Annotated in this window: 16 protein-coding genes; 7 read left to right on the top strand and 9 right to left on the bottom strand. The window is 66.8% G+C overall.

Translation table 11 applies throughout. From position 1 onward, the window contains the following. Positions 1–17: 17 nt before the first annotated feature. The 7 genes from ABS761_RS13565 to ABS761_RS13595 all read right to left on the bottom strand — a co-directional run bounded on the left by ABS761_RS13565 (position 18) and on the right by ABS761_RS13595 (position 4693). Positions 18–776 (bottom strand): 3-hydroxyacyl-CoA dehydrogenase, encoded by a 759-nt coding sequence (locus tag ABS761_RS13565; RefSeq protein ID WP_350408872.1) that lies wholly within the window; start codon positions 774–776, stop codon positions 18–20. A gap of 34 nt (positions 777–810) precedes the next feature. After that, on the bottom strand, positions 811–1467 hold the full coding sequence (gene adk, locus ABS761_RS13570; protein ID WP_350408873.1) for an adenylate kinase: 657 nt from the start codon (positions 1465–1467) through the stop codon (positions 811–813). Between the two features lie 91 nt (positions 1468–1558). Next, positions 1559–2326, bottom strand: a complete 768-nt coding sequence (kdsB, locus tag ABS761_RS13575) for a 3-deoxy-manno-octulosonate cytidylyltransferase (RefSeq protein WP_350408874.1) — start codon at positions 2324–2326, stop codon at positions 1559–1561. A 43-nt stretch (positions 2327–2369) separates the two neighbouring features. Continuing rightward, positions 2370–2549: a Trm112 family protein gene (locus tag ABS761_RS13580; RefSeq protein ID WP_350408875.1), complete on the bottom strand. Its 180-nt coding sequence runs from the start codon at positions 2547–2549 to the stop codon at positions 2370–2372. Positions 2550–2634: 85 nt separating this feature from the next. Continuing rightward, on the bottom strand, positions 2635–3678 hold the full coding sequence (gene lpxK / locus ABS761_RS13585) for a tetraacyldisaccharide 4'-kinase (protein WP_350408876.1): 1044 nt from the start codon (positions 3676–3678) through the stop codon (positions 2635–2637). Then, positions 3675–4088, bottom strand: a complete 414-nt coding sequence (locus ABS761_RS13590; RefSeq protein WP_350408877.1) for an ExbD/TolR family protein — start codon at positions 4086–4088, stop codon at positions 3675–3677. Before ABS761_RS13590 ends, lpxK begins: the two co-directional genes overlap by 4 nt. Then, a complete protein-coding gene (locus tag ABS761_RS13595; protein ID WP_350408878.1) occupies positions 4085–4693 on the bottom strand; it encodes a MotA/TolQ/ExbB proton channel family protein in 609 nt (202 codons plus the stop codon). Before ABS761_RS13595 ends, ABS761_RS13590 begins: the two co-directional genes overlap by 4 nt. Before the next feature lie 405 nt (positions 4694–5098). Between ABS761_RS13595 and xseA the strand changes: the two genes are divergently transcribed. Together xseA and sodB are read left to right on the top strand one after the other, a co-directional pair. Beyond that, a complete protein-coding gene (gene xseA / locus ABS761_RS13600) occupies positions 5099–6337 on the top strand; it encodes an exodeoxyribonuclease VII large subunit (protein WP_350408879.1) in 1239 nt (412 codons plus the stop codon). Between the two features lie 97 nt (positions 6338–6434). Then, the gene (sodB, locus tag ABS761_RS13605) at positions 6435–7013 is read left to right on the top strand and encodes a superoxide dismutase [Fe] (protein WP_350408880.1); all 579 of its coding nucleotides are present in this window, start codon (positions 6435–6437) and stop codon (positions 7011–7013) included. Positions 7014–7082: 69 nt separating this feature from the next. Here the strand turns inward: sodB and ABS761_RS13610 are convergent, their stop codons facing one another. Further along, positions 7083–7505 (bottom strand): DUF192 domain-containing protein, encoded by a 423-nt coding sequence (locus ABS761_RS13610; protein WP_350408881.1) that lies wholly within the window; start codon positions 7503–7505, stop codon positions 7083–7085. A 66-nt stretch (positions 7506–7571) separates the two neighbouring features. Further along, a complete protein-coding gene (locus ABS761_RS13615; RefSeq protein WP_350408882.1) occupies positions 7572–7811 on the bottom strand; it encodes a cold-shock protein in 240 nt (79 codons plus the stop codon). A 203-nt stretch (positions 7812–8014) separates the two neighbouring features. On the opposite strand from ABS761_RS13615, the gene clpS reads away from it, so the two are divergent. From clpS to ABS761_RS13640, 5 genes are all read left to right on the top strand, one after another. Beyond that, positions 8015–8335, top strand: coding sequence for an ATP-dependent Clp protease adapter ClpS (clpS, locus tag ABS761_RS13620; RefSeq protein ID WP_350408883.1), 321 nt, complete (start codon positions 8015–8017; stop codon positions 8333–8335). A gap of 136 nt (positions 8336–8471) precedes the next feature. Continuing rightward, a complete protein-coding gene (gene clpA, locus ABS761_RS13625; protein ID WP_350408884.1) occupies positions 8472–10793 on the top strand; it encodes an ATP-dependent Clp protease ATP-binding subunit ClpA in 2322 nt (773 codons plus the stop codon). A gap of 23 nt (positions 10794–10816) precedes the next feature. Continuing rightward, entirely contained in the window at positions 10817–12049 is a 1233-nt protein-coding gene (locus ABS761_RS13630) for a paraquat-inducible protein A (protein ID WP_350408885.1), read from the top strand. Further along, a complete protein-coding gene (locus tag ABS761_RS13635; protein ID WP_350408886.1) occupies positions 12046–13704 on the top strand; it encodes a PqiB family protein in 1659 nt (552 codons plus the stop codon). Before ABS761_RS13630 ends, ABS761_RS13635 begins: the two co-directional genes overlap by 4 nt. 58 nt (positions 13705–13762) lie before the next feature. Continuing rightward, positions 13763–14395, top strand: a complete 633-nt coding sequence (locus tag ABS761_RS13640; protein WP_350408887.1) for a PqiC family protein — start codon at positions 13763–13765, stop codon at positions 14393–14395. Positions 14396–14530: the final 135 nt, after the last annotated feature.

Consider the following 14530-nt stretch of genomic DNA (forward strand, 5'->3'; position numbering starts at 1 on the left):
GCCGTGTCCGTCCGGCCCTATTTCGGAGCCATGCGGATGGCGCCGTCCAGGCGGATGGTCTCGCCGTTGAGCATGTCGTTGGCGAGAATGGCGCGCACGAGCTTGGCGTAGTCCTCGGGGCGGCCCAGACGCGACGGGAAGGGGACGCTGGCGGCGAGTGAGTCCTGGACCTCTTGCGGCATGCCGAACAGCATGGGAGTGCCGAAGATCCCCGGAGCGATGGTCATGCAGCGGATGCCCAGGCGCGACAGGTCACGGGCGATGGCCAGCGTCATGCCGACGATGCCGGCCTTGGAGGCGGCGTACGCCGCCTGGCCGATCTGGCCATCATAGGCGGCCACAGAGGCGGTGTTGATGATCACGCCGCGCTCGCCGGTGGCCTCGGGGGCGTTGCCGGCCATGGCCTGCGCCGCCAGGCGCGCCATATTGAACGTGCCCACCAAGTTGATGTCGATCACCTTGCGGAACAGGTCCAGTGAATGGGGGCCGGTCTTGCCGATGGTGCGGGCGGCCGGCGCGATCCCGGCGCAGTTGACCAGGCCGGACAGGGGGCCGCGCGCGAGCGCCGCGTCGATGGCGGCCTGGGCGTCGGCCTCGGCGGTGACGTCGCAATGCACGTAGGTCTGGCCGAGTTCGCGCGCCAGGGCCTCGCCGGCGTCGTCCTGGACGTCCGCGAGCACCACGCGGGCGCCGTCGGCGGCCAGGCTGCGCGCGGTGCCCGCGCCCAGCCCCGAGGCGCCGCCGGTGATGATGAATACCTTGTCCTGGATGTCCATGGAGTCTCCGCTTCGCTGGGAGTGTGCCGCGGGCTCAGCCGCGCAGGATGGCGAGGATGCGCTGGCGGATCTCGTCGACCGGACCCAGGCCCGAGACTTGGGCATAGCGCGGCGCGGTCGGGTCCCCGGAGTGCGCCCAGTTGGAATAATAGTCGACCAGGGGGCGGGTCTGCTCGCGATAGACCGCCAGACGGTGCCTGACGGTTTCCTCGCGGTCGTCGTCGCGCTGGATCAGGGGCTCGCCGGTGTCGTCGTCCAGGCCGTCGCGCTTGGGCGGGTTGAACTTGATGTGGTAGGTGCGGCCGCTGGCGACGTGCACACGCCGCCCGCTCACGCGCTCGATGATGTTTTCCTCGGGCACGGCGATCTCGACGACATGGTCCAGGCGCACCGAGGCGTCCTTGAGGGCGTCGGCCTGCGGGAGGGTGCGCGGGAAGCCGTCGAACAGATAGCCGGTCGCACAGTCGCCCTGGCGCAGACGGTCGCGCACCAGGCCGATGATGATGTCGTCGGACACCAGCCCGCCGCTGTCCATGATCTTCTTGGCCTCCAGGCCCAAGGGTGTTTGCGCCTTGACGGCGGCGCGCAGCATGTCGCCCGTCGAGATCTGGGGGATGCCGAAGGCCTCGGTGATGAAGGCGGCCTGGGTCCCCTTACCGGCGCCTGGCGGTCCGAGCAGAATCAAACGCATGGTTTCCTCCCGAAGGTTTTTCTTCTGAAAAAATGTTCCTGATTATGCCGCAATGCACCAATTTTTGCAGTTCCGGGCGGCTTGGGCACGGTCACGTGTAGCCGGCGGCAAACAGGGCGCGCACGCGTTCGAGGTCGGCGGCAGTGTCCACGCCGGCTGCCGGGTCCTCGACGCCCAGGTGGACGGCGATGCGATAGCCGTGTTCGAGGGCACGCAATTGTTCGAGGGATTCAAAACGCTCGAGCGGGCCCGCCGGCAGGCCCGGAAAGGCCCGCAGAAACCCTGCCCGGTAGGCGTACAGCCCGATGTGGCGCCAGGCCGGCAGTCCCGGCGCGACGCGCTGTCCGCCGTCGGCCAGCGCGTCGCGCGCCCAGGGGATCGGCGCGCGCGAGAAGTACAGGGCGTGGCCCTGCGCGTCGCAGACGACCTTGACCGCGTTCGGATCGAACAGAGCCCGCGCGTCGCGGATGGGGCTCGCGCAGGTGGCGATGGCCGCCTCGGGGCGGCCGGCCAGCAGGGCGGCGACGGCGTCGATCGCGGCGGGATCGATCAGGGGCTCGTCGCCCTGAACGTTGACCACCACGGCGGCATCATCGAGCGCCAGCGCCTGGACGATCTCGGACAGACGGTCGGTGCCCGTGGGATGGTCGGCGCGGGTCATCATGGCCTCGAAGCCCTCGCGACGGACTGCGGCGGCGATATCCTCGTGGTCGGTGGCCACGAGGATGCGCGTCGCGCCCGACAGCGCGGCGCGCTGCGCGGTGCGCACCACCATGGGTTTGCCGCCGAGATCGAGCAGGGCCTTGCCGGGCAGGCGGGTGGAGGCCGCCCGCGCGGGGATGGCGGCAATGAAACTCATGCCGGGCGCTCTGGAGGCGGTCGTCGGGCCACTGGCGCGGGGCCTAGCGGGCGGCGTCGGGCTCGAGCAGGCGCGCCTCGCCCTCGAGCATCACGGGTACCCCGTCGCGGATGGGGAACGCCAGCTTGTCGGCCATGCAGATCAGCTCCTGGTGCTCGCGATCGTGCCGCAGGGGGCCCTTGCACACCGGGCAGACCAGGATTTGTAGCAGGCGATTCTCCATGGGGGGCTCCGGGGACGGGGGATGGGAAAACAGCTAGTTTAATGCGAGTGTTCGCGCGTTGCACCCCATGCCCGCGAGGCGTCGTTCACCGCTTGGCGTGGCCGGCGGCGTCCAGGGTGTTTTGCGCCTCGCGCAGCCGCGCATCCAGCGCGTCGATCCAGCCCGGATCCGAAAAGACGGCTTCGACGTGGATCGCCCACAAGCGGGGGTCGCCGAGCGCGGCGCACTTGACGGCGTCCTTGGCGGTGACCAGGACCGGCCCCGATGGCAGTGCCCGCAGGGGATCGTCGCGGTAGTCATGGTGATCGGGCAGGGGCAGGGTGCGGATCAGGCGCAGCCCGGCCTGTTCCAGCATGTCGAAGAATCGCCGGGGCTGGCCGATGGCCGCCGCCGCGCTGCAGTCCAGGCCCGCGTGTTCGCGCCGCCAGTCCGACCAGGCGAGGCTGCGCCCGCTCGCCAGGTGCTCGGCGCGCACCGGGCGCAGCACCATGCCGATCGCGCCGGGGCGTGGCGGCGCGGCCGCGTCGTTGTCGATGATCCAATCCGCGCGCGCGAGGCGGGCGACGGGTTCGCGCAGAGGGCCTGCGGGCAGCAGCCGTCCGTTGCCCGTGCCGCGCCGGTCCTGGACGATGATCTCGACGTCGCGCGCCATCGCCAGGTGCTGCAGGCCGTCGTCCGAGAGGATCACGTCCACCTCGGGGTGGGCGTCCAGCAGGGCGGCGACGGCCAGCGGCCGCCGGGGGTGGACGGCGACCGGGGCCCCGGTCGCGCGCGCGATCAGCGCGGGCTCGTCACCCAGCCGCTCGGCCTGGGCGCCGTCGCGCGCGAGCCGTGGCCGGGGGCCGCTGCGCACGCCGTAGCCGCGGCTGACCACGCCGGGATGCCAGCCGCGCGCGGCCAGGGCCTGGCAGAGGGCGATGACGACGGGGGTCTTGCCGGTGCCGCCCACCAGGATGTTGCCGATCACCACGAGCGGCACAGGCGGGCGCGCCGGATGCGCGCGTCGCGCCCGCCAGGCGCGCCATGCGCCGGCGCCGGCGACCAGCCAGGACAGGGGCAGCAGCAGGTCGCTCGCCAGTGTGCGCTCGCTCCAGATCGTGTGCAGCCAGTTTTCGACGCGGCGTCTCAAGGCCGGGCCAAGGTGGTGAAATGTACCCGCGAAATGCCCGCCAGGCGCGCGGCCTCGAGCGCCCGCACGACGGCGGCGTGGGTTGCCTGCGCGTCGGCGTTGATGCGCAGGGCGATCGACTCGCGCCCGTGTGCCGCCTTGCGCAGGGCCTGCGCCAGGGTATCGTCCCTTTCGCCGCCCACGTACTCGCCGTCCAGGGCGTACAGGCCCTCTTGGCTGATTGCGAGCGAGATCGGCGTATCGTCCTCCAGGGCCTGGGCGCTGGCTTCCGGCAGTGCGATCTGGAGCTGGCGCATCTGGGTGAACGAGGTCGAGGCCGCCAGGAAAATCAGGATCACCAGCAGCACGTCGATGAGCGGGATGAGGTTCATCTCGGGGTCGTCGCGGGCGGGCGCCGGGCGGAAATTCATGAGACCGTCCTGTGGCTGATCAGGCGGTTGAGCACGCCGGCCTCGCGCTCCATCGAGTGCAGGAAGTAATCCACGCGCGAGCGGAAATAGCGGTGAAAAATCAGCGCCGGAATGGCGATCAGGATGCCGAAGCCGGTGTTGTACAGGGCGACCGAAATGCCGTGCGCGAGCAGAGCCGGGTCGCTGCCGGAAGGGTTGTAGGCGCCAAAAATTTCGATCATGCCGACCACGGTGCCGAACAGGCCGAGCAGCGGCGCCACCACGGCGATGGTGGCCAGGGCGGGCAGGTAGCGGTTCAGCCGCCAGGCGACGTCCTTGCCGACGTCCTCGATAGCGTCGAGCCGCCAGTCGTCGGGCTCATCGCGGTGCGCGGCGACCTCGGCGAGGATCCTGCCCATGGGGCATTGGCGCGCCAGGCGCAGGATGGCGTCGGCCTGGTCCTGCTGGCGGCGCATGAGCTCGAGCACCTGCTCGGGCAGGCCGGGGGGCATGATCCGCCCTGCGCGCAGGGCGACGAATCGTTCTATGATGATCGCCAGGGTGACGACCGAGGTCGCGATCAGCAGCCAGATCGGCCAGCCGGCCGCCTCGATGATGTCCAGCAAGATAGGCCTCTTCGGGTGCGGTGCAAAGCGCCTATTTTAAGGCCAGCTTTGCGCGTGGGCCGGGTTTTACGAGCGGTGGGTCCCGCGCGGCCCGGGATGTGGCTCCGAGGCGTGTGGCAAAGCGCGTGAAATGGGTGTTTGGTAGGCGAGAACGGCATGCCCGTTGGCTTTGCGGGCAGTATCCACAGATTCTGTGGATAATTCTGTGTACAAGCCCTCCGATCCGCATGTTTCATGCTTCTCGTCAGTTCATTGGTTGATTTTCGCGCACAGGCTTAAATTCTATTTTATATAATTAAATCAATGGTTTATTTCATTACATTAAAGTCATATTTAATGTGACGCCTCAAAAAGCTTGAAAATAGGCGCAGTTGACAAAAGGCATCTTGCTGTGGATAGGTTTTCATGAGTATTTCGGGCGAGGACGGCGCGCGTGGCGGTTTTCCGGGTGCGGACGACGTGTTGACGGTGGCCCAGCTCAATCATCGGGTGGCGCGGTTGCTTGAGGCTGGCATTCCCCGGGTATGGGTGTGTGGCGAGATCTCCAATTTCACGCGTGCGGCCTCCGGGCACTGGTATTTTTCGATCAAGGACGAATCTGCCGCCGTGCGCGCGGTGATGTTCCGCGGACGGGCGCAGGCCGTCGGCTTTGTCCCCCGGGTGGGCGAGCGCCTCGAACTGCGCGTGCAGGTGTCCCTGTACGAGCCCCGGGGCGATTATCAGCTCCAGGTCGAGGCCATGCGCCGGGCCGGGCGCGGCGATCTGCACGAGGCTTTCCTGCGCCTGCGCGACCGCCTGAGCACCGAGGGCTTGATCGACCCCGCCCGCCGGCGGCCCATCGCCGCCATGCCGCGTGCGGTCGGGGTGGTGACCTCGCTGGCCGCCGCCGCCTTGCGCGACGTGCTCTCGGTGATGGCGCGCCGGGCGCCGCACGTCCGGGTGGTGGTCTATCCGGCGCCGGTGCAGGGACGCGAGGCGGCGGCGCAGCTGTGCGAGGCGTTGGCGCTGGCGGTCGCGCGCGCCGAGGTCGATACCCTGTTGCTGGTGCGTGGCGGCGGCAGCCTTGAGGATCTCTGGAGCTTCAACGACGAGGCGCTGGCGCGCGCCATCGCGGCCAGCCCGATTCCGATCGTGAGCGGCGTGGGTCACGAGACCGATTTCACGATCGCCGATTTTGTGGCTGACTTGCGGGCCCCCACGCCCACGGCCGCGGCCGAGCTGTGCTGCGACAGCCAGGCCGCCTGCGAAGAACGCCTGCGCAATGCGCTGGGCGCTTTGGCCGTCGCCCAGCGGCGGCGCCTGGATCGCGCTGCCATGCGCCTGGACAAAGCGGCTGCGCAGCTCGTTTCACCCGCGCAGCGTTTGCGCCTGCGGGGCCAGCGCCTGACGGCGGCGGCCCAGCGCCTGCAAGCCGCCGTGTCGCATCGCACGCAAGTACAGGCGGCCCGGCTCGCGGCGGTGCGCGGCAGGCTCGAGGCGCTGGATCCGCGCGGTGTGCTCGGCCGAGGCTATGCCATCGTGCGCGGCCCCTCCGGGAACATCGTCAAAAATGCGTTAGACTTAAACATAGGAGAGCGCATCGACGTTGAATTCGGCTCGGGCCGCGCCCAGGCTGATATCGTGCATACCGAATCTCCGTTTTGAAAGGCTCCCGCCGATGCCGCGCCGCACGTACGGTTTGCGCGGCGGCGGGTCCCGGCCCGGTTTTGTGTCCGTTCACTGTCTGTTTGAAGGAAATATTATGGCTTTTACCCTTCCGCCCCTGCCGTATGCCATGGATGCGCTGGCGCCGCACATTTCCAAGGAAACCCTCGAGTTCCATTATGGCAAGCATCACCAGGCATACGTCACGAACCTGAACAAGGCGATCGAGGGCACCGACCTCGCATCCGCCAGCCTGGAGGACATCATCCGCAAGTCCTCGGGCGGTGTGTTCAACAACGCGGCTCAGGTCTGGAACCACACCTTTTACTGGAACAGCCTCTCGCCCAAGGGCGGCGGCGAGCCCTCCGGCGCGCTGCGCGCGGCGATCGAGGCCAAGTGGGGCGGTGTGGACGCTTTCAAAGCGGCCTTCACGCAATCGGCCGCCGGTAATTTTGGCTCGGGCTGGACCTGGCTGGTGAAAAAGGCCGATGGCACGCTGGACATCGTCAACACCAGCAATGCCGGCACCCCGCTCACCTCCGGCGACAAGGCGCTGCTGACCTGTGACGTCTGGGAGCACGCCTACTACATCGACTACCGCAACGCCCGTCCCAAGTACCTCGAGAATTTCTGGGCGCTGGTCAACTGGGAATTCGCGGCCGCCAATCTGGCCTGAACCCACGCCGGGAACACCCCGGCATCCCGGCCGCCTCGTGTTTTCGGGACGGCTGGCCGGGGCGCCGGCTTATGGCGGCGGCAGAGGCGAGACCGTGTCCCGCACCGATACGCCCGCTCGCTTGAACCACCCCTCGCTCATTTCAAGGGCGTAGCGCACCGGCCCTGGCGGGCAGTGCGTGTCCAGAGCATAGGGCTGCATGTCCTGGATCGACGTGATCCGGCCCTTGGCGTCGATAAAGGCGATCGACAGCGGCAAGGGCGTGTTCTTCATCCAAAAGCAATGCTGGTCGTCCTCGTCGAACACGAACAGCATCCCATGGTCGGCGGCGAGACTGCGCCTGTGCATCAAGCCCTGGCTGCGCGCCTCGGGCGTGCGGGCAACCTCGGCCTGGACCTCGCGGGCGCCCACCGTCAGGCCGGCGATCGGCAGCAGGGCCTGTCCCCAGGCGGCCGGTGCCGTGGCGGCCAGCAGAAAAAAAACAGGGCTCATGGCGAGCCCTGCACAGCGGTAGAATAAATATGTTCTTGGTTTTATCCAGGCTTTCGGCATGTACGGTCAAGCAGCGGTGATGTTCAGGGCCTGTTTGCCTTTGGGTCCTTGTGCGATGTCGAACAGGACTTTCTGGCCTTCTTTGAGGGTTTTGAAGCCGTTCATCTGGATGGACGAGAAATGCGCAAACAGGTCTTCGCCCCCATTATCGGGGGTAATAAAGCCAAAGCCTTTGGCATCATTGAACCACTTTACCGTTCCAGTCAGTTTTTGTGACTCCCCGGTGTTTTCGATTGAATCGGACATGCGAACAGCCTCTCGTCTATGAGTGTGGGGTTGAAACCTTGGTGTCATCGAATGCCACCAAACCCGTTCCCCGGAGTATTGCGCGGGATCGCGGGCCCTCCAGCAGAACATCGTTGATAATGCTTAATTCGCTATTCATTAGTCAACTATGGAAACCACTAGTATTCAGTATGATTCGCTAGTTTGAATCGTATTTTCTCGAAATGCCGACCGATATCCAGAATCAGCGTGAACTGCTGCCGGCCGCCGCCCCCACGCGGGTGGCGCCGCCGCCCATGTACCAGGTGGTCCTGCTCAACGACGACTATACGCCGATGGATTTCGTCGTCCTGGTGTTGCGCGAGGTTTTCCATAAGCCCGATCCCGAGGCCGAGCGCATCATGCTCAAGGTTCATCACGAGGGGCGCGGGGTGTGTGGCATCTATACGCGCGACATCGCCTCCACGCGCGTCGACACCGTGCGGCGGATGGCACACGCCGATCAGCACCCCCTGCAATGCGTGATGGAGCCCGTCGCGCCTTGAAAGGGTTTGGCGTTGCGCCACGGCCAATGCCCTGCGATAGCCACGCATCGGTGTTGTTCGCACTACGCGGCGGCGTTTTAGTCATAGAATAGAGACATGGATTTATTCATCCGCTCCGATTAGGCATGGAGGAAGCGTGATCTCCGAAGAACTTGAAGTCAGCCTGCACATGGCCTTTGTCGAGGCTCGGGCCGCTCGGCACGAATTCATCACGGTCGAGCATCTGCTGCTGTCGCTGTTGGACAATGCCGCAGCGGTCGAGGTGCTGCGCGCGTGCGCGGCGGATCTGGAAACCTTGCGCCAGGATTTGCGCAAGTTCATCGCCGAGAACACGCCGGTGTTCCCGGGCGATGGTGAGGTGGACACGCAGCCGACCCTGGGATTCCAGCGCGTCATCCAGCGCGCCATCATGCACGTCTCCTCGAGCAGTTCAAACAAGGCGGCGGTGACGGGCGCCAATGTCCTGGTCGCGATGTATGGCGAAAAGGATTCCCATGCGGTGTATTTCCTGGTCCAGCAGGGCATCTCGCGCCTGGACGTGGTGAACTACCTGTCGCACGGCATCGCCAAGGCGCCCGACGCGGGCCAGGCGCAGGGCGAGGGCCCGCGGGCCGAGCCGCCCGCGGCCGACCCCAAGTCCGACCAGCAAAAGTCCCCCCTCGAGACCTATGCCACGGACTTGAACGCCGAGGCGCTCAAAGGCCGGATCGATCCCCTGATCGGGCGCGAGGCCGAGGTCGAGCGCGTGATCCAGGTGCTGTGCCGTCGCCGCAAGAACAACCCCCTGCTGGTGGGCGAAGCCGGCGTGGGCAAGACCGCGATTGCCGAGGGGCTGGCGTGGCGCATCACCCAGGGCGACGTGCCCGAGGTGCTGCATGAGGCCCAGGTCTACGCCCTGGACATGGGCTCGCTGCTGGCGGGCACCAAGTATCGCGGCGACTTCGAGCAGCGCCTCAAGCTCGTCTTGAAATCGCTGCGCGAAAACCGCAACGCGATCCTGTTCATCGACGAGATCCACACTCTGATCGGGGCGGGATCGGCCTCCGGCGGCACGCTGGACGCCTCCAACCTGCTCAAGCCCGCGCTGTCCTCGGGGCACCTGAAGTGCATCGGCGCGACGACTTACACCGAGTACCGCGGAATCTTCGAAAAGGATCACGCGCTGGCGCGGCGCTTCCAAAAGATCGATATTCCCGAGCCCTCGGTCGAGCAGACCATCCAGATCCTGCGGGGCTTGAAAGGACGCTTCGAGGCGCATCACCAGGTGCGTTATTCCGCGGCGGCGATCACCGCCGCGGCCGAGCTGGCCGCGCGCCACATCAGCGACCGCTTCCTGCCGGACAAGGCCATCGACGTGATCGACGAAGCAGGGGCCGCTCAGCGCCTGCTGCCGAAATCGCGCCAGAAAAAGCTCATCGGCAAGGCCGAGATCCAGGCCACGGTCGCCAAGATCGCGCGCATCCCGCCGCAAAGCGTCTCCACCGACGACCGCAACAAGCTCGCGACGCTCGAGCGCGATCTCAAGTCCGTGGTATTCGGCCAGGATCAGGCGATTGCCGCGCTGGCGGCCGCGATCAAGATGGCGCGCTCCGGCCTGGGTCGACCCGACAAACCCATCGGCTCTTTCCTGTTTTCCGGGCCGACCGGCGTGGGCAAGACCGAGGTCGCGCGCCAGCTCGCCTTCGTGCTGGGGATCGAGCTGCTGCGCTTCGATATGTCCGAGTACATGGAGCGGCACACGGTCTCGCGCCTGATCGGCGCGCCTCCGGGCTATGTGGGTTTCGACCAGGGCGGCTTGCTGACCGAGGCCATCACCAAGCAGCCGCATTGCGTGCTGTTGCTCGACGAGATTGAAAAAGCGCATCCCGACGTCTACAACATCCTGCTGCAGGTCATGGACCACGGCACGCTGACCGACAACAACGGCCGCAAGGCGGATTTCCGCAACGTCATCATCGTGATGACGACCAATGCCGGCGCCGAGACCCTGAACCGCAATGCCATCGGGTTTGCGACGCCGGCGCGCGGCGGCGACGAGATGGCCGATATCAAGCGCCTGTTCACGCCGGAATTCCGTAACCGGCTTGACGCGATCATTGGATTTTCCGTGCTGCCGCGCGAGATCATCCTGCGGGTGGTCGACAAGTTCCTCATGCAGCTCGAGGACCAGCTTCACGAAAAACATGTCGAGGTGGTGTTCACTCCGGCGCTGCGCGAGCATCTGGCCCGCGAGGGCTTCGACCCGACGATGGGCGCGCGGCCCATGCAGCGCCTCATCCAGGATACGATCCGGCGGGCGCTCGCCGACGAGTTGCTGTTCGGGCGGCTGGTCAATGGCGGGCAGGTCGAGGTGGATCTGGACGAGCAGGACAAGGTGATCCTGAACTTCCCCGGCAACCCGGCCAGCCGCGGCGCCGTGCCCAAGCCCTCGCATCCCGAGCCCGAGCTCGTGGATTGACGCGCGCGCAAGAACGCGTGTCCATGGGAGCCGATCCACAGGGCCCGAGCCTGGTCGCCTGCCCGCACTGCGATACGCTGCACGAGCGCGTCGAGTTGACGCCGCGTGGGCGGGCCCTCTGCGCCTGCTGTGGCGCCAATTTGTACCGCCGCGGGGTGCTGGACCTGAACGGCTGGACGGCGATGTCGCTGGCGGCCCTGGCGGTCTTCGTCATCGCCCAGGGTTTTCCCATCGTCAGCCTGTCGCTGCAAGGCCGCGGCGTCAGCGTGACGTACTGGGAGGCGCTGCTGTACATCTGGGACCAGGGCGATTGGCTGCTGTCGATCATGACCGGCCTATTCGGCTTCTGGTTTCCGCTGCTCAAGATCGTCCTTACCCTATGGGCGGTGCGCTGCATATCCACGGGCCGGATTCCGGGGGACTTCACGCTTGGCATGCGCCTGCTGCGCGCCTTGACGCCCTGGTCCATGGCGCCGGTCCTGGTGCTGGCGATCTTCGTCGCCATCGTGAAGTTCGCCGGGATGGCCGCCTTGACCGTCGAGCCCGGGATGCTGGGGTTCTTTCTGCTGTCGTTTTTCCTGACCGGCCTGGGACGCTTGAACGCCTTCGAGCTCTGGGACCATGCCGAGCGGGCCGGGCTGGTGGAGACCTCGGGCGCGCACGGCAGCGATCTGGCCTGCCATGCCTGCGGGTGCGTCCAGGGGGCGTGCGCCAGCGGGCGCTGCCGGCGCTGCGGGGCGCGCCTGCATCGGCGTCGTCAGAACATCACGGCGCGGGTCTGGGCGCTCGCCCTCGCGGCGGCGGTGGTCTACGTACCCGCCAATATCCTGCCGATCATGCGCATCGAATCGATACTCGGCGCCAGCGACCACACGATCCTGGGTGGCGTGGTCGAGCTGTGGCGATTGGGGTCCTGGGACTTGGCGCTGATCGTGTTCGTGGCGAGCGTCGTCGTGCCGATCACCAAACTGCTTGCCCTGGCGGTGCTGATGCTGTTGCGACAGCCGCGCGGCGCGCGAGTGCAGCGCCAGCGCACCCGCATGTACGAGATGGTCGAGTTCATTGGACAGTGGTCGATGCTGGACGTGTTCGTGGTGGTCCTGATGGGGGCAATGGCCAACTTTCCGGGTCTCACCCGGATCCTCCCCGGTCCCGGCGCGCTCAGCTTCGGCGTTGTCGTGATCCTGACCATGTGGGCGACGATGAGCTATGATCCGCGTTTGGGATGGGACAAACTCAGGAGCGGCGATCGATGACGGAACCGGGGCGGGATGGCGAAGAACCCATACGGGTCGAACGGCCCGTGGTCCGTGTCGGCAAGGGTGCCCGCTGGTCCTGGATTTGGTTGGTGCCCCTGCTTGCGGTGCTGATGGGGATATCACTGCTGGTGACCCATTGGCTGCGCACCGGCCCGGTCATCACCATCAGCTTCGAGTCGGCCGATGGCCTGAGCGCCGGGCAGACCAAGCTGCGCTACAAGGATGTGATCGTCGGCCAGGTGAGCGCCCTGCGGGTCGCCGACGACCGCCAGCATGTGCAAGTCGATATCCAGCTCGAGCAGGAGGGGTCTGGGTACATCACCCAAAAGGCGTCGCGTTTCTGGGTCGTGCGGCCGCAGCTCAGCCTGACCGGGGTATCCGGCCTGGGCACACTCATGTCGGGGGTTTACATTAGCGTGGACGCGCCCACCAAGATCGAGGAAGGCGCGCGAACCTATCAATTCACCGGGCTGGAAAAACCCCCCGAGGTCACCAGCGGACGCCGGGGCACGCGCTACGTCCTGCGCGCACATGATCTTGGATCCCTCGACATCGGGACCGGCGTCTACTATCGGCGCATTCTGGTGGGCCGCGTCGTCGGCTATGAAATGTCCCGCGACGGCAGCTCGGTGCTCATCCAGTTCTTCGTGGACGCGCCCTATGATCGCTTCGTGACTGCGGACTCGCGATTCTGGAACATCAGTGGCATCGATGTGACGCTCTCGCCCGAGGGCATCAATATGCGCGTCGCGGGCTTGAGCTCGGTGCTGGCGGGCGGGGTCGCCTTCGCCCAGGCCGACGAGGTGAGCTCCTATGACGGGGTCGCCGACAAGACGCCGGTGGCCGCCAATTACGAGTTCACGCTGTTCCCCACGCGGGATGACGCGCTGGCGGATCCCGATGGCCCGCCCTTGCAGGTCATCATGCGCTTCGACCAGTCGGTGCGCGGCCTGCGGGTGGGTGCCCCGGTCGATTTCCGGGGGATGGAGCTGGGCCGCGTCGTGGACATCGATCTGGAGTTCGATCCGGGAAAGCGGCATTTCTACACCCGCGTCCGCGCGGATCTGTACCCGCTGCGTTTTGCCGAGGCCTATGAGGCCTTGCTCAAGGCGAATAAAGGCAAGGGCGGCCGCGAACTGCTCCAGACCCTGGTGCGTCACGGCATGAGGGCGCAGTTGCGCTCGGCCGCGCTGGTGACGGGGCAGCAGTACGTGGCCCTGGATTTCTTCCCCAAGGCCAAGCCGCCGACCGAGGCGGCCCCGGACTATGGCGAGGCGATCGGGGTGCCGACGATGCCCGGCGAGCTGAACCAACTGCAGCAGCAGGTCGGCAGCATCGTGTCCAAGCTCGATGCCGTGCCGATCAAGGAGATCGGCGAGGGCCTGGACGCCAGCCTGAAGTCCTTGAACATATTGCTGCGGCAATTCGACGCCAGCCTGACGCCGCAGGCGACTGCGGCCCTGAAGTCGGTCCAGCGTTCCTTCGATCGTATCGGCCAGACCCTGGGGCCCGAGGCGCCCCTGCTGGGAGGCCTGCACTCGACCCTTGGAGAGCTCGAGCGGGCAGCGCGCGCCTTGCGCACGCTGGCGGATTTTTTACAGGCGCATCCAGAGGCGCTGGTTCGCGGCCATCCGACGGATGCATTGCGCTAGGGCCTGCCGGCAGGCCGAGTGCGCCGGTGCCCGCCGGCGCGTCACAAAGGAGACTTGGATGCGAGGAATCGCAAGCCTGGGGATCGCGGCGCTGCTGAGCGCGTGCGCCGCTGCACCCAGCGCGTATTACAGCTTGTCCGCGCCGACACCGACGCTGGCGCCGTCCGCCGTGCCGGCGGCTTCCGGCCGCGCGGCGGCGGACTTCGGCCTGCGCGTCGAGGCGGTGGGCATCCCCGCCGAGGTCGATCGCCCGCAGCTCGTGGTGCGTCGCGAGGCCGCTGATGCCGGGGTCGCCTTGCTGAATGGATCGCTGTGGGCGGCGCCGCTTTCGGATCAGCTCCGCGCCGTGCTGGCCGCGAGGATATCCCGGGCGCTTGGGGTGCCCGACGTGAGCGTGATGGCCGCGCCCCAGGGCCTGCAACTGCGCGAGGTGGCCGTCCAGGTGACACGCTTCGACCTGGTGTACGGCCAGTATGCGGGCCTCGAGGCCAATTGGACCGAGAGCCGACCGCGGCAGGCCATGCGACTGTGCCATGCGGCCTTGCGGGTCCCGGTCGCCGCGGGGGTTCCCGCTCTGGTTGAGGGGCAGCGCGAGGCGGTTGGCCTCTTGGCCCAGATGATCGCCGCCCACATGGATTCCTCGGTGGCGGTGCCCCACGATCCGGCGATTCTGTCGAATCGCTGCACTTGAGCGTCCTGAGGCTTTCTCGGGTTTCACCTTTATCGTTTCGGGTTATCCCCAGTGGTAAACCATTGGTTGCCCATATAGCATGCCGGCAGTAAACCCGGTTGTCGGGGCGCTGCGCCCCGCCGGCCTCACCGCTTG

It is taken from the genome of Castellaniella sp. GW247-6E4, assembly GCF_040276065.1.
Classification (GTDB): domain Bacteria; phylum Pseudomonadota; class Gammaproteobacteria; order Burkholderiales; family Burkholderiaceae_B; genus Castellaniella.